Origin of the sequence: Aquimarina discodermiae, assembly GCF_040786235.1 — a bacterium.
Lineage (GTDB): Bacteria > Bacteroidota > Bacteroidia > Flavobacteriales > Flavobacteriaceae > Aquimarina.
This window is the reverse complement of sequence record NZ_JBFMKP010000017.1, coordinates 26,577-49,928: the sequence shown is the minus strand read 5'-3', so window position 1 is coordinate 49,928 and position 23,352 is coordinate 26,577. Positions and strand designations below refer to the sequence as shown.

Below are 23,352 nucleotides of genomic sequence, written 5' to 3'. Positions count from 1 at the left end.
ATGAAGGTACTATTTCTAACAGATAACTTTCCGCCAGAGGTAAATGCTCCAGCAACTAGAACCTATGAACATTGTAAAGAATGGGTAAAGGACGGTATAGAGGTTACTGTGATCACCTGTGCTCCAAATTTTCCTAAAGGAAAGGTTTTTGAAGGGTATAAAAATAAATTGTATCAGACAGAAGATGTTGATGGTATTAAAGTAATACGTGTTTGGACTTATATTTCGGCAAATAAAGGGTTTGCAAAAAGGATTTTGGATTATATGAGTTTTATGATGAGTTCCTTTATTATAGGACTTTTTATAAAAACAGATATTATCATTGCTACATCACCACAGTTTTTTACCGCAATCTCGGGTAGATGGCTATCTTTTTGGAAACGAAAAAAATGGATTATGGAAGTAAGAGATTTATGGCCAGAATCTATAAAAGCAGTAGGAGCTATGGATACAAATCCAGTAATACGTTTTTTTGAGTTTTTAGAAAAAAAAATGTACAAAAGTGCCTCAAAAATAGTAGTTGTAACCGATTCTTTTAAAGAAATTCTTGTAAAAAACCATTCGATTTCGAGAAATAAAATAGAAGTGATTAAAAACGGCGCAAATACAGCGTTGTTTTCACCCATAGATAAGAATGCTGATTTATTAAAGAAATTAAATTTGGAGAATAAAATAGTAATTGGCTATATCGGTACACATGGTATGGCTCATGCTCTGGATTTTGTTATAAAATCAGCAAAAAAAATACAGAATAAGCAAGTACATTTTCTTTTTTTAGGAGATGGTGCAAAAAAAGAAGAATTGTTGCAACTAAAGGATTCATTAAACTTGGATAATGTTAGTATGCTACCTTCGGTAAACAAACAAGAAGTGGTAAAGTATATTTCAATTCTTGATATCGCGCTGGTGAACCTAAAAAAGTCTGATACGTTTAAACATGTGATTCCTTCGAAGATTTTTGAATTATGCGCAATGCATAAACCTATTTTACTAGGGGTAGAAGGAGAGAGTAAAAAATTAATCGAAGAGTATGGTATAGGAGAAACCTTTGAGCCCGAAAATGAAAAAGATTTTCTTGAAAAAGTGGACATTATGGTGCAACAAGACATGAACAAATATGATTATGATCGATTGGTTCATGATTTTGATAGAAAGAGTTTAGCTAAAAAAATGATGATGTTTGTTAAAGATTAAATTTTAATCTAAAAACTTTCTCTACTTTTACGATATTTCAAAATTTATATTCAATTGAATTTTTTAGAAACAGCAGTATTAATATTTATAGGGTCATTTTTATTGACATACCTAACGATACCTAAAATTATAGGCGTTGTTTCATATAAAAGATTGATGGATGCACCCAACGAGAGAAGCTCTCATAAAATACAGACCCCAAGCTTAGGAGGAGTAGCTTTTTATTATACCTTAATCATAGGCTTATTTTTTATTAATAGTTGGGACACCAATGGAGAAATAATTCACATTATCCCTGGGTTGACGATCTTATTTATTATTGGTCTTAAAGATGATTTGGTGGTTTTATCACCTGGATCTAAACTAATAGCTCAATTTGCTGCGGTAGCTTTTGTAGTGGCTAATAGTGGTTTTACAATACATTCTTTAAATGGATTTTTTAATATACAAGAAATCCCTTACTATATTTACTTCATTATCGCCGTATTTATAATGGTTACCATCATAAATTCGTATAATCTTATTGATGGTATTGATGGATTAGCTTCGATTGTTGGAATTGTTATCCTAATTATATATACAACGATTTTTTATCTAACCAAAGAATATTTTTATGCGCTTATAACGATAAGTTTAAATGCATGTTTATTAGCTTTTTTTGGATATAATGTATCCTCGAATAAGAAAATATTTATGGGGGACACAGGTTCTTTAATCGTGGGGTTTATTATTAGCGTAATGACCTTAAAATTTTTAGCTTTAAAGCCTTCTTCTTCAAACGAGTTGCCTTTTTTTCTTGAAAATATTCCATTAATCGCAATCAGTATTTTAATTGTTCCTCTTTTTGATACCGCAAGAGTTTTTACAATTAGAATAGCGAATAAAAAAAGCCCTTTTTCTCCAGATAGAAATCATACCCATCATGTATTGATCGATTATTGGGGTTTATCTCATAAGCAAGCTAGTTATTTAATTGGTGGATTTAATTTAATTTTTGTGGTGTTGTTTATTGTTTTGGGAAGCACTACAAAAAATTTGTTATTATTTGTTGCCTTATTGGTTAGCGTTATAATTTTAAGTTTTATTTTTTTTAGGTTTAACTATAATTTTACAACGTTAAAACAAAAAATTCTGTTTAAAAGAAAGGTGAAGAATATTAAAGAAAACTTGAAACCTAAATCAAAAAAGAATAAAGCAAAGGATACATGAAAATATCAGTAATAGGAACGGGGTATGTAGGTTTGGTTACAGGAACCTGTCTGGCAGAAACCGGTAATGAAGTGGTATGTGTAGATATCAATGAAGACAAAGTTCAGAAAATGCGTAATGGAGAAGTTCCTATTTATGAGCCACACTTAGACGTACTTTTTGACAGAAATATCAAAGCAAAGAGATTATCATTTTCTACTTCCTTGCAAGAAGGGTTAACACATGGTGATATTGTGTTTTTGGCATTACCAACACCAGAAGATGAAGATGGTTCTGCAGACCTTTCTTATGTATTAGGAGTGGCAGAACAAATAGGACACCTAATCACCGATTATAAAGTCATAGTAGATAAAAGTACGGTACCAGTAGGCACTGCAAAAAAGGTGTATGATGCTATTGCAAAAAATGCAAAATGTGAGTTTGATGTAGTCTCGAACCCAGAGTTTCTTAGAGAAGGTTTTGCAGTCGATGATTTTTTAAAGCCAGAACGAATAGTTGTAGGATCTAGTTCAGAAAGAGCAACAGCAATGATGCAATCTTTATATAAGCCTTTTGTACGATCTGGTAATCCAATTATTGTGATGGATGAAAAATCTGCAGAACTCACAAAATATGCCGCAAATTCTTTTTTGGCAGCCAAAATCACGTTTATGAACGAGATTGCTAACTATTGTGAAAAAGTGGGTGCAGATGTAGATCAGGTGAGAAGAGGAATGGGTACAGACTCTAGAATTGGGAAACGATTTTTATTTCCTGGGATAGGATATGGTGGTTCATGTTTTCCAAAAGATGTAAAAGCACTTCATAAATCTGGAAAAGAAGTTGCCTATGATTTTAAAATTCTAGATGCAGTAATAGAAGTCAATAGAAAACAAAAAATTGCCCTATTGCCAAAAATTGAAAACTATTTTAAAAGAGATATAAAAGATAAGACTTTTGCCATTTGGGGCTTGGCGTTTAAGCCAGAGACAGATGATATAAGAGAAGCGCCTTCACTATATTTAATCGATGAACTTTTGAACGCGGGAGCAAAGATAAAAGCTTTTGACCCAGAGGCAATGAACAATGTTGCAAGAAAGTATGGCAATAAAATAGAATTTTCTAAAGGAATGTACGATACTCTAAACGAAGCAGATGCCCTTATTATCTGTACCGAGTGGAGTATCTTTAGAACTCCCAATTTCACAAAAATTAAAGATCTTCTCAAACAACATGTTATTTTTGATGGACGCAATTTGTATGATATAGCCGACATACAAAAAGAAGAAATATCTTATTTCTCTATTGGTAGAAAAGATTTAATGTTTGATAACTAAAATACCAGGGTTACTTCGTTTTTAAATTTGAGGTAAAATCAAGTAGTTTTTTGTTTTTATAATGACTGCATGTCTCTAGTAATTGTTATTTTTGAAAAAAATATCTTTTGAAGAAAATACTAATTACAGGAGCGGCAGGTTTTTTAGGGTCACATCTTTGCGATCGATTTGTTAAAGAAGGTTTTCATGTAATAGCGATGGATAATCTTATTACCGGAGACCTAAAAAATATCGAGCATCTTTTTAAACTCGAAAATTTTGAGTTTTACCATCATGATGTTACCAAATTTGTACATGTTCCGGGTAAATTAGATTATATACTTCATTTTGCTTCACCTGCGAGTCCAATAGATTATTTAAAGATTCCTATTCAGACATTAAAGGTGGGATCCTTAGGAACACATAACCTTTTAGGATTAGCAAAAGAAAAAAAAGCCAGGATTTTGATTGCGTCCACCAGCGAGGTATATGGTGACCCTTTAGTACATCCGCAAAATGAAGAGTATTATGGTAATGTAAATACCATTGGGCCTAGAGGTGTATATGATGAGGCAAAGCGTTTTCAGGAATCTATCACTATGGCATATCATACCTATCATGGGGTAGAAACAAGAATTGTGCGTATTTTTAATACCTATGGTCCTAGAATGAGGTTAAACGATGGGCGTGTAGTACCTGCTTTTATTGGTCAGGCATTAAGAGGTGAGGATTTGACAATATTTGGTGATGGATTACAAACTCGTTCTTTTTGTTATGTAGACGATCAGGTAGAAGGCATTTATAGACTATTATTTAGTGATTATATATACCCCGTAAATATTGGTAACCCAGATGAAATTACCATTAAAGATTTTGCAGAGGAAATTGTAAAACTAACAGGAACACATCAAAAAGTTATATATAAACCATTACCTACAGATGACCCTCTACAACGTCAGCCAGATATTTCTAAAGCAAAAGAGATTTTGGATTGGGAACCTAGGTTTGATAGGTCAGAAGGAATGAAATTAACATTAGACTATTTTAAAGGTTTTTCTGAAGAAGAATTACAAAAGAGCGAGCATAGAGATTTTTCGTAACAATTTTCTATATAGAGCTATAAACCTATATACATACACTATACTTCAATAAAAAACGTTAACAATCCCATATCATAGAATTTATTAGGTGCAATTAGAAGAAATTATAGTAAAGATTAATAACATGTTTTATAAGGAAGATGATTGGATTGTCATGACCTTTTGGAACAGTCTTTTTATAGCCTTTTTTCTGCTACCACTGGGTATTAATTTGCCTTCTCCATTTTTTATTGCCTCGATGATTTTTGGACTGATAATGATGTTTAAGTTTCGTAAAAAATTTGTTTTAGAGAAATCAGCGCTTCTTTTTCCAATGTATTTTGTAATGCTTGCGTTTGGGTTATTGTATTCAGAAAACCTCTCTGGAGGACTGGATTTAGTACAGCGATCGATATCATTGTTGCTGTTTCCCGTTATTTTTATGTTTGTAAAAGAAGATTCGGCTTCAGTACGTAGGTTGTTTGATTTCCTACTCATTGGACTGATCGTTTCATTTATTGCTAATGTCGTAATGGCTTCACAGTCACTAATTGCATATGTATGCAAAAATGAAGAGATCAATGGTTTTTTTTCTTTTTTAGAAGTTGTCACTCGGGATTGGAGTTACTTTTTTATTGGGTCTTCGTTTTCGGGATCTGTTAATTCTAATTATATTTCAATCTATATACTGCTTGTTCTTGGGTATTATCTTAAGAATGAACTAGAGTCCAGAATACAGTTTGTTGTTGTAGGTGTTTTATTTATATATCTATTTTTATTAGCTTCTATCGGAGCCTATATCATTTTGGCTATGATGTCAGTGCTTTTGATCTTTAATGTAACAGATAAGAGTAAAAAGTACCTGTTGATCATAATCTTTGCCATGGGAGTAGTATTGTTTTTGCACAATCCCAGAGTAGCTACTTTTTATCATCAAATGAAGAGTTATAGCTCGGTTTTAGAGAAGGTTGGTGTTTCTTCAGAGAAGTCTAGATTATTGTCATGGAATGCAAGTACCTTACTTATCAAAGATGCCCCATTATTTGGTTATGGTTCGGGAGATGCCAATAATGTATTATTTAAGAAATATGAAGAATTGGGATATTTTCATAACCTAAAGCATAGGTATAATGCGCACAATCAGTATTTGCAATCTTATTTGCAAACAGGATTTATTGGCTTCGCAATTTTGATAAGTATTTTTATAGTGCTTGCAATGAGACTAAAACGAAGTAGGAATGAGTTTTCTGTCTTTTTGATTCTTTTTGTGTCACTCTTGTTCGAATCGATGCTTGTTCGTTTTAACGGAATTGTTTTTTTCTCTATAATAACACCGTTATTACTAAAAAGAAGAAGCATTTTGAGCAGTAGAATTATCAGAAATTAATTTGACTATTTGTTTGATTTTGAAATAACTGCAAAAAAAGTACTTTTTTAAGTACTTTTTTGTATTTTTGCATTATGGAAACAGTTAATTATACAGATTTTCGTTCGAACTTAAAACATTGGTTAGACAAAGTAGTTGATGATGTGAGTGATCTTGTAATCAAGAGAAAAGGAGGAAAAGATTTGGTTGTAATATCTTTAGATGAATATAACTCATTAAAAGAGACTACCTATTTACTAACTGGAAAAAATAGAGAGGTTTTACTTAGTTCTATTGAAGAATTAGAAAAAGGGAAGGGAGAACAAAGAGATATCATTGAAGAATGAAATTGGTTTGGTCTTCTTCTTCTTGGAATGATTATTTGTACTGGCAAAAGTCGGATAAGAAAATAGTTAAAAGAATAAACGAGTTATTAAAAAGTTGTTGGAGAACACCTTTTGAAGGTATTGGGAAACCGGAAGCGTTAAAAGGAGACTTGCAGGGTTATTGGTCTAGACGAATAACTTCAGAACATCGTTTAGTTTATAAATATACCGAAGAAGAATTATTAATCGCATCTTGTCGCTATCATTATAATAAATGATTATTTCACTCTTACCTCGCTTTTTTATAATAGCGATTAGCTAAGGTAATGGATTTTAAAAATGTATATATTATACCATTTCTCAAATGATATTACCTACTAAAATTGTTTCTTTTTGCTCCATATTTCAAAATAAAATACATCGATAGCGATGCTATCCCTGAATTTTCTTTCTCATCTAAATCAAAAACAATTCAATTCAGTTAACGGTAAAATCATTTGAGAACTGGTATTGCATAAGTTTTTCTTGTAAAGAATTAGCAATAAAACGGGGAATAGACTATTTTTGACCTCTTAAAATTCAAGCCAAATAAAATCATGAATATTTTAGTACTCGGATCAGGAGGTAGAGAACATACTTTTGCGTATAAAATCGTTCAAAGTCCACTTTGTGAGACACTTTTTGTTGCACCAGGAAATGCAGGCACAGCAGCAATAGCAACCAACGTTTCTATTTCGGTTACCGACTTTGATGCAATTAAAAAATTAGTGCTAAAAGAAGATATTGGTATGGTAGTGGTTGGGCCAGAAGATCCATTGGTAAGAGGAATTAGTGACTATTTTTCTGAAGATAAAGACCTACAGGATATTATTGTTATTGGCCCGTCTAAAGAAGGTGCTAAACTGGAAGGGAGTAAAGAATATGCCAAAGAGTTTTTGATAAGACATAACATCCCTACGGCAGCATATCAAAGTTTTACTGCTACTACAGTAGAAGAAGGAAAACAATTTCTGGAAACATTAAACCCTCCTTATGTACTTAAAGCAGATGGACTTGCTGCAGGAAAAGGGGTGTTGATTCTTCAGGATATAGAAGAAGCAAAATCAGAACTCGAAAATATGTTGACCAACAAGAAGTTTGGTGCAGCTAGTGAAAAAGTAGTGATCGAAGAATTTCTGGATGGTATAGAGCTAAGCGTATTTGTGCTTACAGATGGTAGAAATTATGTAACGCTACCAACTGCAAAGGACTATAAAAGAATAGGAGAAGGAGATACAGGTCTTAATACAGGAGGAATGGGTGCCATCTCACCAGTTCCATTTGTAGATGATACATTAATGACCAAGATCGAGAATCAAATTATCAAACCAACAGTAGATGGTTTGGCAAAAGAAAAAATAGATTATAAAGGTTTTATTTTTATAGGATTGATCAAGGTAGGAGATGACCCAAAGGTTATCGAATATAATGTGCGTATGGGTGATCCAGAGACAGAGGTAGTATTGCCAAGAGTAAAAACTGATTTGGTACAATTGTTTCAAAGTGTAGGAAATCAATCTCTAAACACTATAGACCTTGAACTAGATGAAAGGACAGCTACAACTGTAATGACCGTTTCTGGAGGATATCCAGAAGCTTATGAAAAAGAAAAAGAGATTACAGGTTTAGATCAGATCGAAGATTCGATTGTCTTTCATGCAGGCACAAAACTAGACGGAGATAAAGTAGTTACCAGTGGGGGTAGAGTAATTGCAATTACCTCTTTTGACGAAGATTTTACCAAAGCTCTTAAAAAGTCCTATCAAAATGTAGAAAAACTTCATTTTGATAAGATGTACTATAGAAAAGATTTAGGGTTTGATTTGATTTCCTAATCCATTACAGGGATTTTGTTTTGAAAATGTACTTTAAAGACACACAATGGATATATCATTTTTAAAGAAAGGTTATATAGCGGTAGGTATTCTGTTACTACTTGTAATTCTTTTTACTTTTAGTGGCTGTACTCAGATGTCAGGCCCTTCATTAGACGACTTAAAAGTGCAGAACTTTAATGGAGACAGAATTAGCCTAACTAGTTATTTAGGTAAACCTGTCGTAGTAAACTTTTGGGAAACAGGATGTGCACCCTGTATAATAGGATTTCCAGAATTTGAGAAAGTAAAGCAACATTACAAAGACGAAGTTATTTTTGTGATGATTTCTGATGAAGATAGAGTACTAATAGGTTCATTCGCCAGTAGTCGCCCTTTTACATTTAGTTATGTAAAAAGTGAAAAAGAGCTTTCTGCATATGGAGTTCATGTAAAACCAACAACTTGGTTGTTTGATTCTGAAGGTGCTTTGGTAGCTAAAAAATCTGAAGAGTTAAGTGCTAAAGAGCTGATAACACTTATAGAAGAAATTAAATAACCCTTTTTTGTCCTCTTAATTAAAAATGAAGATGAAATTTTTAGAATTTTATTCTTCAAGAAGACCAAACAATAATAGTAGTATATATTCATGGCCAGAGATGAAAAACTAAAAGAACGCTGGGAGACCCTGGTTTCAAAATTATCAGACCAGTTTGCAGAGGGAGAAGATTTGGATCTGGACGGGATTATTTATTTAATTGGTGTTCAGGAACTTGGTCAATTGCATCGTACATTTAAAAAAGATGAAAAGTTAGATTTGATGCATATCGCTATTTGTAGACTTTTAGAGCCTTATGGATATTATGAGTTTGATTATTATGATGATGATGGGTGGCCACATTATCAGGTAAAAGAGCAACTACCCAGTTTAAAACCAGGGGAACAATCTGTTTTGATGAAAGAAGCCATTGTTAATTATTTTCTTATAAGTCAATACATACTGTAATTGACATAAAAATTATATAACAAATAGATATAGGTACGCATGGTACCTATTAAAAACTTTCTGTAATTAACTCTCAGGGTCGACCAAATGAGAGTTAACCCCAAGTATACAATGAAATTTTATAATGAGGTTTGAGGTACCATAAATACAATAATTTTGTATTTGCAGTAGACCACAGATGAAATAGAATTCTAAGGTATATTAAGGGTTTAACCAAAATTGTAAAAACTAGCTCAGAATCTATAACACGATTTGTCGAAATTACGTAAATTTGCCGTTCTATCAAGAAAACAGCGATGATTGACAAGATAAAAGAGTATATAGAAGAGGTAGATGCATTTACTGCAAAAACCAAAGAAGACGTTGAAGCATTTCGAATTAAGTTTTCTGGCAAAAAAGGGCTTATTAATGAGTTTTTTGCAGAATTCAGAAATATCGCCAATGATCAGAAAAAAGAGTTTGGCCAAGCAATAAATGCCCTTAAAATAGCAGCAGAAGACAAAGTAAAGTCCTTGAAGGACGAATTTGAAACTAAGGATGAAGAGAAAGGAAGTTTTGGGGATTTAACGAGACCGTCAGAACCAATCGCATTGGGATCAAGGCACCCTATTTCTTTGGTAAAGAATCAAATTATTGATATTTTTTCACGTATTGGATTTAACGTTAGCGAAGGACCCGAAATCGAAGATGATTGGCATAACTTTACGGCGTTAAATTTACCAGAGTATCATCCTGCCAGAGATATGCAGGATACTTTTTTTATTCAAACAGATCCAGATATATTACTACGCACACATACTTCTTCTGTGCAGGTTAGGTATATGGAAAACAATAAGCCTCCCATTAGAACAATTTCTCCGGGACGAGTATATCGTAATGAAGCTATTTCAGCAAGATCTCACTGCTTTTTCCATCAGGTAGAAGGTTTGTATATTGATAAAGATGTATCTTTTGCAGATTTAAAACAAACACTACAATATTTTACCAAAGAAATGTTTGGTAAGTCAAAGATTCGACTGCGACCTTCGTACTTTCCTTTTACAGAGCCAAGTGCAGAAGTAGATGTTTATTGGGGATTAGAAACAGAAACCGATTATAAAATGACCAAAGGAACCGGTTGGTTAGAAATTATGGGTTGTGGAATGGTTGATCCAAATGTTCTTAAAAATTGCAATATCGACCCAGAGGAGTACAGCGGTTTTGCTTTTGGGATGGGTATCGACCGTATTGCTCTTTTATTATATGGGATTTCTGATATTAGAATGCTAAGTGAAAATGATGTGCGTTTCTTAGAGCAGTTTAAGTCTGCCTTGTAAATTTGAAAATATACAATTGTCATAGTTAGGTTGTAAGTAACCCGAAGGTATGACGATGAACCCTGTCTAATACCAGTTCTGATTTCAATTTGTTCATAAGATAAGTTCAAATCAGAAAATGGTATAACTAGTATAAGACAATAAATAAGTTTAGATGAAAGAAGATATTGAAATACCTGAAGTAAAAGGGGTATATGTGGCTGTTGTTAAAGAGTGGAATGAAGAGTTTTTGGCGCAGGATTGGAATTCTTATATCATCAATGATCTAGATACTGCTATAGAAATGGTTTTGGTGGTAACAAAAGGGTATGACGAAGAAAGAAAAACATCGTTATTACGCCATGGAATAGGAAAAATAGAGGCCAAATCTTTTGCCAAGATAGAAATGTTACAAGAAGAATTATTGGCGATGAATAATGAATTTTCTGTAACCTTTTTTGCAGATAACAAATTGTATGATAAGAAGTATATTTTCGAAAAACATACCATAACAGAAAATGCTTTTAAAGATATACCTGTTATGAATCAACAAGGAGTATATCTTCAATAAGAAGTGTCGTCTAAGATATAAAAAGGAGCCCCGATGTTCACAACATCGGGGCTCTTTTATTATACTATATTAGAAAGACCTGTTAATTCAAAAATGAATGTGCTTTTGGGTCTCTATTTTCTTCATCGTTATCATTAAACTTTTTCAACTCTTTCATCCAATATAAAAAAGCAACAAAACCAATTAGGATAAATAACCAGTTAATTACATTGGCAGCAGTCCAATTTTCTAGCTCTAAAGCTCTAAGCTTATCTAGAGGAAGAAATAATAAATCAACAAAAAGGCTTGCTATAGCTTCCCAAAATTCTTTCATAACGTATTTTATCTTTTTTGTACAAAGTTTAAAGCGTAAACTAAAAACTTTTTATAAATTAGTTTAATGATCTATCAGAGAGTATCAATCATACAATCTGGTGCAAAAATATAAAAAATAGTAGTGTTATCAAGCTTTTTTAGTAAATCAAAACCTATTAATTACATAATAGTTGCATTGTATATGACACTGTTATATAGTATCGCCCATTTTAATAAGGGTTCAGACATGAGTCTTAACTATTTTTTTTATGCGCTAATAGGGGTCTTATTGTATGTTTTGTTGATGTTAGGCATCAATTTTTTTGCAAAAAAAAATGAATTGACCAATAAAGGGTCTTTTACAGTATTCTTGTTTGCTTTTATTACTGCAGTTTTGCCTAATTCGCTTGTCAATTTTCCTATTTTACTATCGAATGTATTTGTTTTGTTGGCGATTCAAAATGTGCTACACCTACGCAATGAGAAGCAAATAAAAGCCAAAATTTTTAATGCATCTATGTGTGTAGCCATTGCTTCATTAGCCTATTTTTGGAGCATTTCTTTTATCATCATGGTGTATATAGGAGTATTGTATTTTACTCCTAAAGATTATAGAAATTGGTTAATACCTATATTGGGATTGGGAGTAGTATTTCTATTTGCAACCTGTTTTACACTGTATGTAAAGGATACATTTTTTAGTTTTTCAGAGTATATAGATCCAGTTTCGTTCTCTTTTAAGAGCTATTTGGTAAAGGATCAACTTTTTTCTGTAGGAATCCTTTGTATATGTTTATTCTTTTTTCTTTCTGTTTATCTAATCACTTTTAGGCGTAAAGCAGCAAATACCAAACCCTTATTACGTATTATTCTGGCTTATTTAATGGTCACCATTATTGTAGCAGTGATAGCTCCTTTTAAAAATACCTCAGAATTATTTTTTATAACAATACCACTAGCATTGATAGGTACTACCTACTTCGAACTAAAATTTAGTTCATTGGCCAAAGAAATTAATATGTGGGTGTGTGTGCTTATTCCGTTTACCCTTGTATTACTGTAATCTGTATTATCGATGCATAGGATGTTTATACTATGATAAAATATAATACCTTTGCATTTATCAGAAAAATGAGGCATATTCTTTTTGATTTAAGTACTATTTCAAAAATAAGAGCATCAAAAAAATAATTCACATTTAGAAAAATAATTCAATAGATGTTTACCGATAAAGCAAATTCCATTTTTAAAGAAGTAATAGAAAAATATCATGTGATCAATACTGTTGATCAAGAATTTTCTAATCCTTATGATAGCGCAGCACAAACAATAGAACATCTGTTATATCGAAAATGTTGGATTGACACGGTACAATGGCATTATGAAGATATTATTCGAGATCCAGAAATTGAACCAGTTGCAGCGCTAAAGCTAAAAAGACAAATCGATGCTTCTAATCAAGATCGAACAGATATGGTAGAGTATATCGATAGTTATTTTTTAGAACAGTATAAAGGTGTTTCTACAAAATCTGATGCTACAATTAATACAGAAAGCCCTGCATGGGGAGTAGATAGATTGTCTATTTTGGCGTTAAAAGTATATCATATGCATGAAGAAGCAACAAGAAAAGATGCTACAGATACACATAGAGCTGCTTGTCAGAAAAAATTAGATGTATTGTTAGAACAGCGAGTAGATCTATCGACAGCTATAGACACGTTGTTAACAGATATAGAAAAAGGAGATAAGTATATGAAAGTCTATAAGCAGATGAAAATGTACAACGATGAAGAGTTAAACCCGGTATTGCGTGGTGAAAAGTAATGATTTCTCTAAGATAGAAAAAGCACATATTCTTGTTATTAGACTTTCTGCAATGGGAGATGTCGCAATGACAGTTCCTGTTTTGCGAGTTTTTAGAGCGAGATATCCCGATGTAAAATTAACGGTGCTTACCCGTAAATTTTTCGAACCCTTATTTTCTGATATTGCGAATCTGAATGTACATCATGCAGATGTAAACGGGGTACATAAAGGTGTTTTTGGTCTTAACAAGTTGGCCAAAGAACTTGTTGCATTAAAGATTACTGCTGTAGCAGATTTACATAATGTTTTAAGGTCTAATGTCCTTAAAACATTCTTTTTTTTGAAAGGGATTCCGGTAATTCAAATCGATAAAGGAAGAGCAGAGAAAAAAGCACTAACCAGAGCAAAGAATAAAGAGTTTAAACAGTTAACAACTACCCATCAAAGATATGCTGATGTCTTTTCAAAACTTGGGTTTCCTATTGACCTTGCTACCCATGTTTTTCCTAAAAAAAAATCACTAACACCCGATATTATTTCTATTACACAATACTCTACCAAAAAATGGTTAGGGATAGCACCCTTTGCGCAATATGAGAGTAAGACATATCCTCTGGAGCTTATGGTAACGGTAATCGAAAATCTGAATAGCAGTAATGCTTATGAAATTTTCTTATTTGGTGGTGGTAAAAAAGAACAAGATATTCTTAATAATATCGCAAGCAAATATGATAATGTTACTAATATAATTGGTAAATTATCTTTTGATGAAGAATTGAGATTAATCGGTAATCTCGATAAAATGTTATCGATGGATAGTGGTAATGCCCATATAGCAGCAATGTATGGTGTAACTACAATAACGATTTGGGGGGTTACACACCCTTTTGCCGGTTTTATGCCATTTGGACAACCTATAGAACGTGCCATTCTACCAAATTTGGCTAAATATGATCAGATTCCGACATCGATCTACGGAAACAAGGTTCCGCTTGGATATGAAAAAGTAATGCATACCATTTCTCCAGATATGGTGATAGATGCATTAAAAAACTTATGAAAACAAGTAAAATATTAATTTTTGACTATTCAACAAGTCTAGCCTTATACTCATCTTTTTTATGATCAAGAGTTAAATAAGTAAAATTGAGGTTTTTTAATTCACAATATTTTAAAACCAATATATGCCCACTTATAGGATAATACTTATTGCTATTATCTTTCCTTTTACCATTTTTCGAGATTTCACTATCATCGCTTAATTTCCTTCTTTGAGCATTTGTGATACTAATTGTTTCGAGTCCTCCTTCATTACTTAGCTCGTAATCAACTAGAATTCCATCATATATAAAAGATTCTCCGTTTATTTCAGTTATAGCATCTATAAAAACAAACTCAATATCTTCTACAGTATCTTTCTCAAGAACCATGTCGGCTCTTGGGAAGTCAAAAAACTCTCCTTTTAATATGTAATGCCATGAATTTTGAAACCTGAAAAATTTAAATGTTCTATCTAACTTATATTTTCTGACTCCTTTTTTAATTAAATAACCACTTAAACCTGATGTAATAAACATGGTTAAATTGTAAATTAAAATTTTAAAAGAATTACATTGGATATTATCGAAAGATGATTCAGAAGGTTGCTGTGATACAATATTTCCGAAGATGAACAGGTCAACTTGCTGATTAAATAGTTTTACAAGAAAAAACCATAAAAAATGAAAAAAAAGACTAGGTAAAATGGTTGAAATGAAAACTCCGAAAAAGGTTTCTTTAAAATATTCTCTAGAAAATTCTTCAGAAAAATAAAATCGTCTAAATATAATTCCAGGAATTAGTAGAAAAAATAAAACAAGTGTAGATAAAGCTATACTCACTGTTACATTAAGCGTTTTCTAGTTTCTTAATCTCCTGTTCGATTTTATCTTTGGTGATTTGAGTTAATTTGAAAGAAGAATTTCCTTCATGTCGTAATGCTCTTACAGCACTAGCAAGTTTGGCAGAATCTGTGCGATTGCTAAGAATGATACTTACACGTTTACTTGTTAGAGGAGAATCAGAGTGTTTAAAGGTGATTATTCTCTTGTTAATTTGTTCCTTTCTTTGTGACATACTCAAATATACTAAAAATGTATTTGCAAAAAAAGTGTTTTAAATCTAATAAATACATTTACACGTCATCAAAATCGATTTTAATAGAACCAGAAGTGGGATGTGCTTGACAAGCCAATACTAATCCTTCGGCAATTTCACCATCGGTCAGGATGCTGTTTTTTTCCATTACAGCGCTTCCTTCTGTTACTTTACATATACATGAACTACAAACCCCTCCCTGGCATGAATATGGAGCATCGATATCCTCTTCTAGGGCAGCATCCAGTATTGTTTTTTTCTGATCCATTACAAACGTAAACTCTTCATCATCTACAAGAACTGTGATATTTGATTTTCCGTCCAGAGCTTCATCAATGTCTGCCTCGGCTGCACTACTGGTAAATAACTCAAAATGAATGGTATCTTTTTGGATGCCATTTTCTACCAAATTATCTGTAACTGTAGTGATCATTTCTTCTGGACCACACAGATAAAATGCTTTAAAGTTAGTGTCTTTAAACTTGTTCTTTAGAACATAGTTGACTGTCGATTTTTCAATTCTACCAAACAATGCATTATCTTCCTGACTTCTGCTATAAACAAACTCAATAAACAAACGATCTTTATGATTTGCTTGTAATGCTACTAATTCTTCATGAAAAATAGTTTCCTGTCGAGTTTTATTACCATAAACCAATACAAAACGGCTATTTGGCTCTTCTTCTAAAATAGTTCTTACCATACTCAATACTGGTGTAATACCACTACCCGCAACAAATGCAGCATAAGTGTTATTTGCAGTAGCATTTGGAGGTAGTATAAAATTACCTTCTGGCGTATGTACAGCAAGTGTATCACCTATTTTTAACGAAGTGTTTGCAATAACAGAAAAAGTACCATTTTCGACTTCTTTTACAGCTACTTTAAGAATGTCGCTTTTAGGAGTACTACAAATAGAATATGCTCTTCGAATCTCTTTTCCAGAAACAGTTGTTTTTATAGTTATATACTGTCCCGGAATAAATGAATACACGTTTTTTAATTCTGAAGGAACATTGAATTCTATAGAAACCGCTTTAGGAGTTTCACGAATTATATTTTTTATAGCTAGGGTATTAAAATCTGACATTACAATTATAATAAATTCTGATCTGTACTATTTCTAAAATAGGACATTAGATGTTATGCGAATTTTGATATTTGGTCAAAATTCATTTAAAATTTTTGCAAAAGTAAGAAATGAATGTAAAGCAGTACTATTTTATGTAAAAATTATATCTATAGAGCTGGCAAAAGGGAATAATTTGTAACAAAAAAGATGTTTTAGGTACTAAATAAAGTACTAACATTCTTTATGATATGATGTTTAAGCACTTTCTAACATTACAATGGAAATCATTTTGGCGATCGGCCGCTTTAACCTCAAGCTTGTTTATGAAGCTGTTTATGGGTTTTTGGGTAGTATGGTTTGTTACAATGACTGCTTTTGCAGGAGTAGGTTCATTCTTTTTTATCAAAGATAAATTGTGCCTGGATCCTTTTGTGATGATTAATAAACTTTTGATCTATTGGTGGGTGGCAGATTTGGTATTTAGATATGCATTACAAAAAATGCCAGTTATCAATATTAAGCCACTGCTAACACTCCCTTTTAATAAAAGTAAAATCGTCTTTTTTGCTTTTGGAAAAACGGTGTTTTCATTTTTTAATATTATACATGCTTTCTTTTTTATTCCTTTTTCTATGGTGTTGATTAGTAATGGCTATTTGCCAGCTAATGTAATAGTATGGCATATTGGTTTGATTGCTCTTGTATATGGCAATAACTTTTTAAACATTCTTTTAAATAAAAAGGACAACCTTATTTTTATCATTGCAGGTATTGTACTTGTTTTAGGAGGATTACACTATTTTGGATATTATGACATCACGGTATATACAGCACCTTTCTTCAAAGGAATGTATGATACACCTGTTTTAATTACAATACCAATCGCAATAACTCTGATTTTGATTTTGTGGGCTTTTCGATCTTTTGTTGGGGATTTATATTTGGATGCAGGATTAAGTGTTAAGACCAAAAACATCACCACAGAAAATCTGGAATGGCTGGATAGATTTGGGAAAAGTGCAGCATTCCTAAAGAATGATATCAAACTTATTAAGAGAAATAAAAGGCCAAGGTCTACGGTTCTGGTAAGTTGCCTATTTCTGTTTTATGGATTATTATTTTTTACAGGCACAGTAGAGGCATATGAAGGACCTGTTTGGAGGATTTTTGCGGCTATTTTTGTTACTGGTGGTTTTTTGCTAAGTTTTGGCCAGTTTGTACCAAGCTGGGATAGTTCTTATTATCCCTTAATGATGAGCCAGAATATACGATATAAAGAATATTTGTCTTCAAAATGGTGGCTTATGGTGGTGGCAACTTTGATTTCTACTATACTGGCGTCTGGATATTTATACTATGGATGGGATGTGTATCTCGCTATACTTGTAGCAGCAGTATATAATATTGGTGTGAACTCACATATCGTATTATGGGCAGGTGCTTATGTAAAAAGCCCGATTGATCTTACCAGTAATAAAAATGCATTTGGCGACAAACAAGCTTTTAATATAAAAACCATGATGTTGGCGCTGCCCAAAATGGCATTACCGATGATCTTGTATGCAATTGGACATTATGCCTATAATATGTATGCGGGATATGCTTTGGTGACTATAGCAGGTATCTCGGGCTTTATGTTTAAGAACATTGTTTTTGATAAAATTGAAAAAATTTATAAAGCAGAAAAGTACAAAACGATTCATGCTTATAAACAAAAAAAGTAGGACTATGATTAGAATACAAAATCTTTCCAAAACGTATGCAGCAAGTAAGGTGCTTTCTATTGATCACCTGGAGATTGAAAAAGGGACTAGCTTTGGGTTGGTAGGCAATAACGGAGCAGGAAAAACAACCCTATTTAGCGCATTATTAGACCTTATCCAACCCACCACAGGATATATAGAAAATAGTGGTATTAGAGTAGATGAAAGTGAAGAATGGAAATCTATTACTTCTGCTTTTATCGATGAGAGTTTTTTGATTGGATATTTAACAGCAGAAGAGTATTTTTATTTTATAGGAGATCTTAGAGGACAAAGTAAAGAAGAAGTAGATGCTTTGATTTTAAATTTCGAAGATTTTTTTCATGGTGAAATCCTGGGTCAGAAAAAATACCTTAGAGATCTTTCAAAAGGAAACCAAAAAAAGGTAGGAATAGTAGCTGCACTTATTGGTAATCCAGAGGTTATTATTCTCGACGAACCTTTTGCGAATTTGGATCCCACAACACAGATTCGTTTAAAAAACATAATTAAAGAATTATCGGCAAACTCTGAAGTTACCATCTTGGTATCCAGTCATGATTTGATGCATGTTACAGAAGTTTGCGATCGAATAGTGGTATTGGATAAAGGAGAAGTCGTTAAAGACTTATCAACTTCGGAAGAAACATTAAAAGAACTTGAAGAGCATTTTAGCTAGAAGAAATCGGTGTGGTTTTTTTATGAAAAAATTGATTGGTTAAGTAACCAGCTCTGTTAGTGAATTATAAAAATTTAGCTTTTTATAAATAGTTATGCGGTAAAATATATTCTTACTTATGAAAGGATCATAAATTTACTTGCGATACATAAGAATATTTCTTAAAAAGTGTATTCTTAAAGAGAAAAGTAGAGTAACCGCCTCTTTTTTAATGAAAGAAATGTATTTTTACCACGTACATTATATTTTTGTACTTGATTAACACACTAAAACGCAAGTTTTTTAGTTATCACACTTATAAATTTTATCTGATTTGGGGAAAAAAATATCACAAATCGCCTTGGTGCTACTTTTGATTGTTGTAGGGTTTGCTTGTTCACGTAAAAAAGACAAGTTTGTAAATCGTGCATGGCATGATATTACCACAAAAAACAATACACTTTACAATGGTAGATTAGCTTTTGATTTAGGTAAAGAAGATATTGTTCAAAACTACAAGGACAATTTTTGGGAATTGCTGCCAATAGAAAGAATGATTGTAAGTGAAGATGTTAGACTTCCTAATGAAGTACTTAATGCTAATTTTGATAAAGCAGAAGAGAAAGCGATAAAAGCTATTCAAAAACATACTATGCTAATCGATGGTAGAGAGCGCAATCCAAAAATTGATGAAGCCTTTTTGTTATTGGGTAAAGCAAGATATTTTGAGCAACGTTTTATTCCCGCTTTAGAAGCTTTTAACTATATACTTTACAAATATCCTACTAGTAATACAATTAATCATGCCAAGGTTTGGAAAGCCAAAACCAATATGCGTCTAGATTATAATGAAAAGGCAATAGCTGATCTTAACCGCATGATTGAGCAAGAGTATATGGACCCGCAGGATTATGCAGATGCTTCTGCAATGATTGCACAAGCTTATGTTAATCTAAAACAAAAAGATTCGGCAATTAGTTATATCTCAAGAGCGGCTATTCATACCAGAAAAAACGAAGAAAAAGGAAGGTATCTTTATATAAAGGGGCAATTGCTAAATGAGCTTGGTCTTAAAGATAGTGCTAATTATGTTTTTGATCAGGTGATCGATTTAAACAGAAGAGCTCCAAGAAGGTATATGATGAATGCCTATATGGCCAAAGCCAGAAACTTTGATTATGAAACCGATAATAAGGAAGAGTTTCTGGAATTATTAACAGACCTTGAAGAGAATAGAGAAAACAGACCCTTTTTAGATAAAATATACAATCAAAAAGCAGAGTATTTCAAAACTCTGGATTCTATTGATCTGGCAGTAGCTTATTATAAAAAGTCACTTAGAACAGACTCTGAAGACACCTATCTGCAATCACTTAATTACTATACTCTGGGAGATATTAGTTTTGATAGAAAAGAGTATACCATTTCTGGTGCTTACTACGATAGTACATTAGAAAAAATGATTGTAGACTCTAAAAGATATAGAGTACTAAAGAAAAAAAGAGATAACCTCGATGATGTGATTTTATATGAGGGTATCTCGAAAGTTAATGATAGTATTCTTAATGTGGCAGCTATGTCGCCACAAGAAAGGTTAGCGTATTATCAAGAGTATACCAATGCGCTAAAAGAAGAAGCAATACAAAGAGAGAAAGCCGCAGAGATAGAGCGAATGAAAGAAGCACTTCCTGCAGAGAAAAGATTTAATCAGCCAAAAGTAGGAGGAGTAAGGCCAACAACAGGTGATAAAGAAGGAGGTACGTTTTATTTTTATAATCAAACCACTGTGGCCTATGGTAAAACTGCTTTTAAGAGAACATACGGTAACAGAGAGTTACAAGATAACTGGAGAATATCTAGTATTTCGAATCCAAAAGAATTTGTAGAAAAAGAAGACGCTCCAGAAAGAGAAGAGTATTCGATAGACACAGATCCAGCTTTTGATCCTCAGACATATATAACACAATTGCCAACAGATCCAGCAATACTGGATAGCTTAAAAACCGGCCGTAATTTTGCATACTATCAGCTGGGAGTTATTTATAAAGAGAAGTTTCAAGAATACGATTTGGCAATTGGTAAGTTAGAGGGGGTATTACAAAATGACCCAGAAGAACGATTGATAGTTCCTTCAAAATATAATTTACATAAAATATATCAGGTTCAAGGAAATGCTCCAAAGGCTAATGAGTATATGAGGGATATTATTAATAATCATCCTGAATCTCGTTATGCAAAAATTCTTCAGAATCCGGATGAAGAGTTACAGGATGATAGTAATAGTCCAAAATCAAGATATAATAGATTATATAGTGATTTTCAGAATCAAAAGTATGCTTCTGTTATAAAAGAAAGCGATGAATTAATTACTAAGTTTGGAGATGATGATGATTTTTTACCGAAGTTTGAATTGTTAAAAGCACAGGCGATTGGTCGTTATAGAGGGTTTGAAGCTTATAAAGAAGCACTCAATTATGTAGCACTTAATTATCCACAAAGTCCAGAGGGTAAAAAAGCGCAAATGGTATATAGAAATACCATTCCGCAGATAGAAAGTAAAGTGTTTTTAGAGAATACCGATGATCAGGAAAATCATAAATTAATGTATACGTTTTCGATTTATGGAGAGAACCAGGCACAGGACCTTAAAGAGCTGGTAGAAACCATTGTCAAAGAACTTAAATATGATAAAATGAAGGTTTCTTTAGATGCGTATACTAAAGACCAACAATTTGTAGTTATACATACTAGAAGTAACAGATTGGCAGCAGAAGGATTAGGAGAATTACTATCTTTAGGAAAGATAGAGGATACCAGAGGAGTCGATCTTACCAAATGGAATAGAAAAAAGAAGTATTTTGCTAAGGTAGAGGCAACTTATTTTACTATTTCATCACCTAACTATCGAGTGCTTCAGATTCATAAGAATCTAGAGAATTATAATCAAGAAGGTCCCAAAATAGAAGAAGAAGAAACAGAATAATCATTTTAAATCCCCCTTTATACTATGTTTTCAGACAATAAAAAAGGAAGAGACCAGGGCAGCATGACCGATTTCTCACGCAATCAAAATAAAATTTCTGAAGGAACTAAAATCGTTGGCGATATTATTTCTGAAGGAGGTTTTAGAATAGAAGGTATTATCGAAGGTACATTTAAAACCACAGGTAAAGTTGTGGTAGGTAAATCAGGGTTTATTCAGGGTACCTTAGAGTGTTCTGATGCCGATTTTGAAGGTAAGTTTTCGGGTAACCTAATTGTTTCAAATACGTTATCATTAAAACCGACTGCGCAAATAGAAGGTGAAGTATCTGTAGGTAAATTGGCAGTAGAGCCAGGAGCAAACTTTAATGCATCATGTTCTATGAAAGGCGGTGTTAAGTCGTTAAGTAAGCCTTCTTCTGGTGCACAAAAACCTGAACCTGCAGGAGCGGGTCAAGGAAAATCTGCATAGTCAGAAATAACTTTTTTTACGTATCTTTAGTGAAAGAGCTTTAGAACAATGGCATTATAATATTTCATAAAGGATTGTATTATCCCATGATTATTTGGTTAATGTTTTAAAAGTAAAAATCAGGTTATTTTTAGATGTTCTAAGAAATAAGATAGTTACAAAGTCTGACGTTAGTATATCGTTGTTTTTGTTGGCTATTCAATTTCTTGATACTGAAGATATCTTGATGTAGATTCTTAACTAAAGAAAAACGTTTTGAAAGATAAAAATCGCGACAAAAAATCCTTAAATAAATATATTGCCCTCACAGGAATAGCATTTCAGATGGGGGCTACCATTTTTCTGGCAGCCTATGCCGGTAAAAAGTTAGATGCTCACTATCAATATGAAAAACAATGGTTTACTATGGTTTTTGTTATTTTGGGAGTTGTTGTCTCACTGTACATGGTAATAAAACAACTCGATAGAATTAATAGACCAAACAAATGATTAATCGGTTGTTTTTTGTAAATAATCTTCTCAATCTATGGGTAAAAACCTATACCGCCTTTTAATTCTTTTTATTGTAGTAGTTATAAGTAGTTATTTGATTCAAATAGGAATTATTAATGCTTTCTTTCTTGATAGGGATATACCGCTTATTCAGTTGTCCTATATTTTTAATAGTTTGTTTGCTATTCTATTTATTATTGCAATGACTCTTTTAAGCAAAAAATATAATGATCAATTGGGCTTTGTTTTTATGGCAGGTAGTTTGATAAAGATCGGTATCTTTATGGCTATCTGTAAAATAGGAGATATAGAGGTTAATAAAAACACCTTTGTAGATTTCTTTATTGCTTATGTTATCTGCTTGATCTTTGAGGTGATCTGTATTTCTAAAATCCTGAATAATCACAAATAATTGATTTTCAGTATTTTAATGTAAATCAAAGATAATTCAACTTATTTAGTCAAAATAGTTTAAGAATCTAACATAATTATGTACATTTG

The 23,352-nt window shown here is 32.4% G+C and carries 25 protein-coding genes; 21 read left to right on the top strand and 4 right to left on the bottom strand.

The features are described 5' to 3' along the window. The 12 genes from ABW636_RS12405 (at position 1) to ABW636_RS12350 (ending at position 11,194) form a co-directional block, all read left to right on the top strand. Positions 1-1,194, top strand: coding sequence for a glycosyltransferase family 4 protein (locus tag ABW636_RS12405; protein ID WP_367590336.1), 1,194 nt, complete (start codon positions 1-3; stop codon positions 1,192-1,194). A gap of 54 nt (positions 1,195-1,248) precedes the next feature. Further along, on the top strand, positions 1,249-2,403 hold the full coding sequence (locus tag ABW636_RS12400) for an MraY family glycosyltransferase (protein ID WP_367590335.1): 1,155 nt from the start codon (positions 1,249-1,251) through the stop codon (positions 2,401-2,403). After that, a complete protein-coding gene (locus ABW636_RS12395; protein ID WP_367590334.1) occupies positions 2,400-3,719 on the top strand; it encodes a UDP-glucose dehydrogenase family protein in 1,320 nt (439 codons plus the stop codon). Before ABW636_RS12400 ends, ABW636_RS12395 begins: the two co-directional genes overlap by 4 nt. Positions 3,720-3,826: 107 nt before the next feature. Then, positions 3,827-4,798, top strand: coding sequence for a UDP-glucuronic acid decarboxylase family protein (locus ABW636_RS12390; RefSeq protein ID WP_367590333.1), 972 nt, complete (start codon positions 3,827-3,829; stop codon positions 4,796-4,798). 124 nt (positions 4,799-4,922) lie between these two features. After that, entirely contained in the window at positions 4,923-6,164 is a 1,242-nt protein-coding gene (locus ABW636_RS12385) for an O-antigen ligase family protein (protein ID WP_367590332.1), read from the top strand. A gap of 74 nt (positions 6,165-6,238) precedes the next feature. Beyond that, positions 6,239-6,490 carry a type II toxin-antitoxin system Phd/YefM family antitoxin gene (locus tag ABW636_RS12380; protein WP_367590331.1) on the top strand — a complete coding sequence of 84 codons (252 nt, stop codon included), beginning with the start codon at positions 6,239-6,241 and terminating at the stop codon, positions 6,488-6,490. Continuing rightward, positions 6,487-6,747, top strand: coding sequence for a Txe/YoeB family addiction module toxin (locus ABW636_RS12375; protein ID WP_367590330.1), 261 nt, complete (start codon positions 6,487-6,489; stop codon positions 6,745-6,747). The genes ABW636_RS12380 and ABW636_RS12375 overlap by 4 nt, the downstream gene beginning before the upstream one ends. A gap of 318 nt (positions 6,748-7,065) precedes the next feature. After that, entirely contained in the window at positions 7,066-8,343 is a 1,278-nt protein-coding gene (purD, locus tag ABW636_RS12370; RefSeq protein ID WP_367590329.1) for a phosphoribosylamine--glycine ligase, read from the top strand. Positions 8,344-8,389: 46 nt separating this feature from the next. Next, positions 8,390-8,881 carry a TlpA family protein disulfide reductase gene (locus ABW636_RS12365; RefSeq protein ID WP_367590328.1) on the top strand — a complete coding sequence of 164 codons (492 nt, stop codon included), beginning with the start codon at positions 8,390-8,392 and terminating at the stop codon, positions 8,879-8,881. A 90-nt stretch (positions 8,882-8,971) separates the two neighbouring features. Then, entirely contained in the window at positions 8,972-9,328 is a 357-nt protein-coding gene (locus ABW636_RS12360) for a hypothetical protein (protein WP_367590326.1), read from the top strand. A gap of 296 nt (positions 9,329-9,624) precedes the next feature. After that, entirely contained in the window at positions 9,625-10,644 is a 1,020-nt protein-coding gene (gene pheS, locus ABW636_RS12355) for a phenylalanine--tRNA ligase subunit alpha (protein WP_367590325.1), read from the top strand. A gap of 154 nt (positions 10,645-10,798) precedes the next feature. Then, a complete protein-coding gene (locus ABW636_RS12350) occupies positions 10,799-11,194 on the top strand; it encodes a hypothetical protein (protein WP_367590324.1) in 396 nt (131 codons plus the stop codon). Positions 11,195-11,276: 82 nt separating this feature from the next. Here the strand turns inward: ABW636_RS12350 and ABW636_RS12345 are convergent, their stop codons facing one another. Next, entirely contained in the window at positions 11,277-11,507 is a 231-nt protein-coding gene (locus tag ABW636_RS12345; RefSeq protein WP_367590323.1) for a DUF6341 family protein, read from the bottom strand. 123 nt (positions 11,508-11,630) lie between these two features. Here ABW636_RS12345 and ABW636_RS12340 point away from each other — a divergent pair, with 123 nt between their 5' ends. From ABW636_RS12340 to ABW636_RS12330, 3 genes are all read left to right on the top strand, one after another. Beyond that, complete coding sequence (locus ABW636_RS12340) at positions 11,631-12,551, top strand: DUF6427 family protein (RefSeq protein WP_367590322.1); 921 nt, start codon at positions 11,631-11,633, stop codon at positions 12,549-12,551. Between the two features lie 155 nt (positions 12,552-12,706). After that, positions 12,707-13,315, top strand: a complete 609-nt coding sequence (locus ABW636_RS12335; RefSeq protein ID WP_367590321.1) for a DUF4254 domain-containing protein — start codon at positions 12,707-12,709, stop codon at positions 13,313-13,315. Continuing rightward, entirely contained in the window at positions 13,302-14,357 is a 1,056-nt protein-coding gene (locus tag ABW636_RS12330) for a glycosyltransferase family 9 protein (RefSeq protein WP_367590320.1), read from the top strand. The genes ABW636_RS12335 and ABW636_RS12330 overlap by 14 nt, the downstream gene beginning before the upstream one ends. A gap of 25 nt (positions 14,358-14,382) precedes the next feature. Here the strand turns inward: ABW636_RS12330 and ABW636_RS12325 are convergent, their stop codons facing one another. The 3 genes from ABW636_RS12325 to ABW636_RS12315 form a co-directional block, all read right to left on the bottom strand. Further along, positions 14,383-14,874, bottom strand: coding sequence for a hypothetical protein (locus ABW636_RS12325; RefSeq protein WP_367590319.1), 492 nt, complete (start codon positions 14,872-14,874; stop codon positions 14,383-14,385). Between the two features lie 310 nt (positions 14,875-15,184). After that, a complete protein-coding gene (locus tag ABW636_RS12320; RefSeq protein ID WP_367590318.1) occupies positions 15,185-15,412 on the bottom strand; it encodes a hypothetical protein in 228 nt (75 codons plus the stop codon). Positions 15,413-15,470: 58 nt separating this feature from the next. Further along, the gene (locus tag ABW636_RS12315) at positions 15,471-16,523 is read right to left on the bottom strand and encodes a 2Fe-2S iron-sulfur cluster-binding protein (RefSeq protein WP_367590317.1); all 1,053 of its coding nucleotides are present in this window, start codon (positions 16,521-16,523) and stop codon (positions 15,471-15,473) included. A 230-nt stretch (positions 16,524-16,753) separates the two neighbouring features. On the opposite strand from ABW636_RS12315, the gene ABW636_RS12310 reads away from it, so the two are divergent. The 6 genes from ABW636_RS12310 (at position 16,754) to ABW636_RS12285 (ending at position 23,263) form a co-directional block, all read left to right on the top strand. After that, complete coding sequence (locus ABW636_RS12310; RefSeq protein ID WP_367590316.1) at positions 16,754-18,229, top strand: DUF5687 family protein; 1,476 nt, start codon at positions 16,754-16,756, stop codon at positions 18,227-18,229. Between the two features lie 4 nt (positions 18,230-18,233). Next, positions 18,234-18,926 carry an ABC transporter ATP-binding protein gene (locus ABW636_RS12305; RefSeq protein ID WP_367590315.1) on the top strand — a complete coding sequence of 231 codons (693 nt, stop codon included), beginning with the start codon at positions 18,234-18,236 and terminating at the stop codon, positions 18,924-18,926. Positions 18,927-19,239: 313 nt separating this feature from the next. Then, the gene (gene porW / locus ABW636_RS12300) at positions 19,240-21,888 is read left to right on the top strand and encodes a type IX secretion system periplasmic lipoprotein PorW/SprE (protein ID WP_367590314.1); all 2,649 of its coding nucleotides are present in this window, start codon (positions 19,240-19,242) and stop codon (positions 21,886-21,888) included. A gap of 24 nt (positions 21,889-21,912) precedes the next feature. Next, positions 21,913-22,359, top strand: a complete 447-nt coding sequence (locus ABW636_RS12295; protein ID WP_367590313.1) for a bactofilin family protein — start codon at positions 21,913-21,915, stop codon at positions 22,357-22,359. Between the two features lie 255 nt (positions 22,360-22,614). Then, entirely contained in the window at positions 22,615-22,848 is a 234-nt protein-coding gene (locus tag ABW636_RS12290) for an AtpZ/AtpI family protein (protein ID WP_367590312.1), read from the top strand. 37 nt (positions 22,849-22,885) lie between these two features. Further along, positions 22,886-23,263 carry a hypothetical protein gene (locus ABW636_RS12285; RefSeq protein WP_367590311.1) on the top strand — a complete coding sequence of 126 codons (378 nt, stop codon included), beginning with the start codon at positions 22,886-22,888 and terminating at the stop codon, positions 23,261-23,263. Positions 23,264-23,352: the final 89 nt, after the last annotated feature.

Excerpts from the sequence above, each read along its gene's own strand:
- ABW636_RS12405 (WP_367590336.1), top strand. The coding sequence starts at position 1 with ATGAAGGTACTATTTCTAACAGATAACTTTCCGCCAGAGGTAAATGCT.
- ABW636_RS12395 (WP_367590334.1), top strand. The coding sequence starts at position 2,400 with ATGAAAATATCAGTAATAGGAACGGGGTATGTAGGTTTGGTTACAGGA.
- ABW636_RS12385 (WP_367590332.1), top strand. The coding sequence starts at position 4,923 with ATGTTTTATAAGGAAGATGATTGGATTGTCATGACCTTTTGGAACAGT.
- ABW636_RS12380 (WP_367590331.1), top strand. The coding sequence starts at position 6,239 with ATGGAAACAGTTAATTATACAGATTTTCGTTCGAACTTAAAACATTGG.
- ABW636_RS12375 (WP_367590330.1), top strand. The coding sequence starts at position 6,487 with ATGAAATTGGTTTGGTCTTCTTCTTCTTGGAATGATTATTTGTACTGG.
- purD (WP_367590329.1), top strand. The coding sequence starts at position 7,066 with ATGAATATTTTAGTACTCGGATCAGGAGGTAGAGAACATACTTTTGCG.
- ABW636_RS12365 (WP_367590328.1), top strand. The coding sequence starts at position 8,390 with ATGGATATATCATTTTTAAAGAAAGGTTATATAGCGGTAGGTATTCTG.
- ABW636_RS12360 (WP_367590326.1), top strand. The coding sequence starts at position 8,972 with ATGGCCAGAGATGAAAAACTAAAAGAACGCTGGGAGACCCTGGTTTCA.
- pheS (WP_367590325.1), top strand. The coding sequence starts at position 9,625 with ATGATTGACAAGATAAAAGAGTATATAGAAGAGGTAGATGCATTTACT.
- ABW636_RS12350 (WP_367590324.1), top strand. The coding sequence starts at position 10,799 with ATGAAAGAAGATATTGAAATACCTGAAGTAAAAGGGGTATATGTGGCT.
- ABW636_RS12345 (WP_367590323.1), bottom strand. The coding sequence starts at position 11,507 with ATGAAAGAATTTTGGGAAGCTATAGCAAGCCTTTTTGTTGATTTATTA.
- ABW636_RS12335 (WP_367590321.1), top strand. The coding sequence starts at position 12,707 with ATGTTTACCGATAAAGCAAATTCCATTTTTAAAGAAGTAATAGAAAAA.
- ABW636_RS12325 (WP_367590319.1), bottom strand. The coding sequence starts at position 14,874 with ATGTTTATTACATCAGGTTTAAGTGGTTATTTAATTAAAAAAGGAGTC.
- ABW636_RS12320 (WP_367590318.1), bottom strand. The coding sequence starts at position 15,412 with ATGTCACAAAGAAAGGAACAAATTAACAAGAGAATAATCACCTTTAAA.
- ABW636_RS12315 (WP_367590317.1), bottom strand. The coding sequence starts at position 16,523 with ATGTCAGATTTTAATACCCTAGCTATAAAAAATATAATTCGTGAAACT.
- ABW636_RS12310 (WP_367590316.1), top strand. The coding sequence starts at position 16,754 with ATGATGTTTAAGCACTTTCTAACATTACAATGGAAATCATTTTGGCGA.
- ABW636_RS12305 (WP_367590315.1), top strand. The coding sequence starts at position 18,234 with ATGATTAGAATACAAAATCTTTCCAAAACGTATGCAGCAAGTAAGGTG.
- ABW636_RS12295 (WP_367590313.1), top strand. The coding sequence starts at position 21,913 with ATGTTTTCAGACAATAAAAAAGGAAGAGACCAGGGCAGCATGACCGAT.
- ABW636_RS12285 (WP_367590311.1), top strand. The coding sequence starts at position 22,886 with ATGGGTAAAAACCTATACCGCCTTTTAATTCTTTTTATTGTAGTAGTT.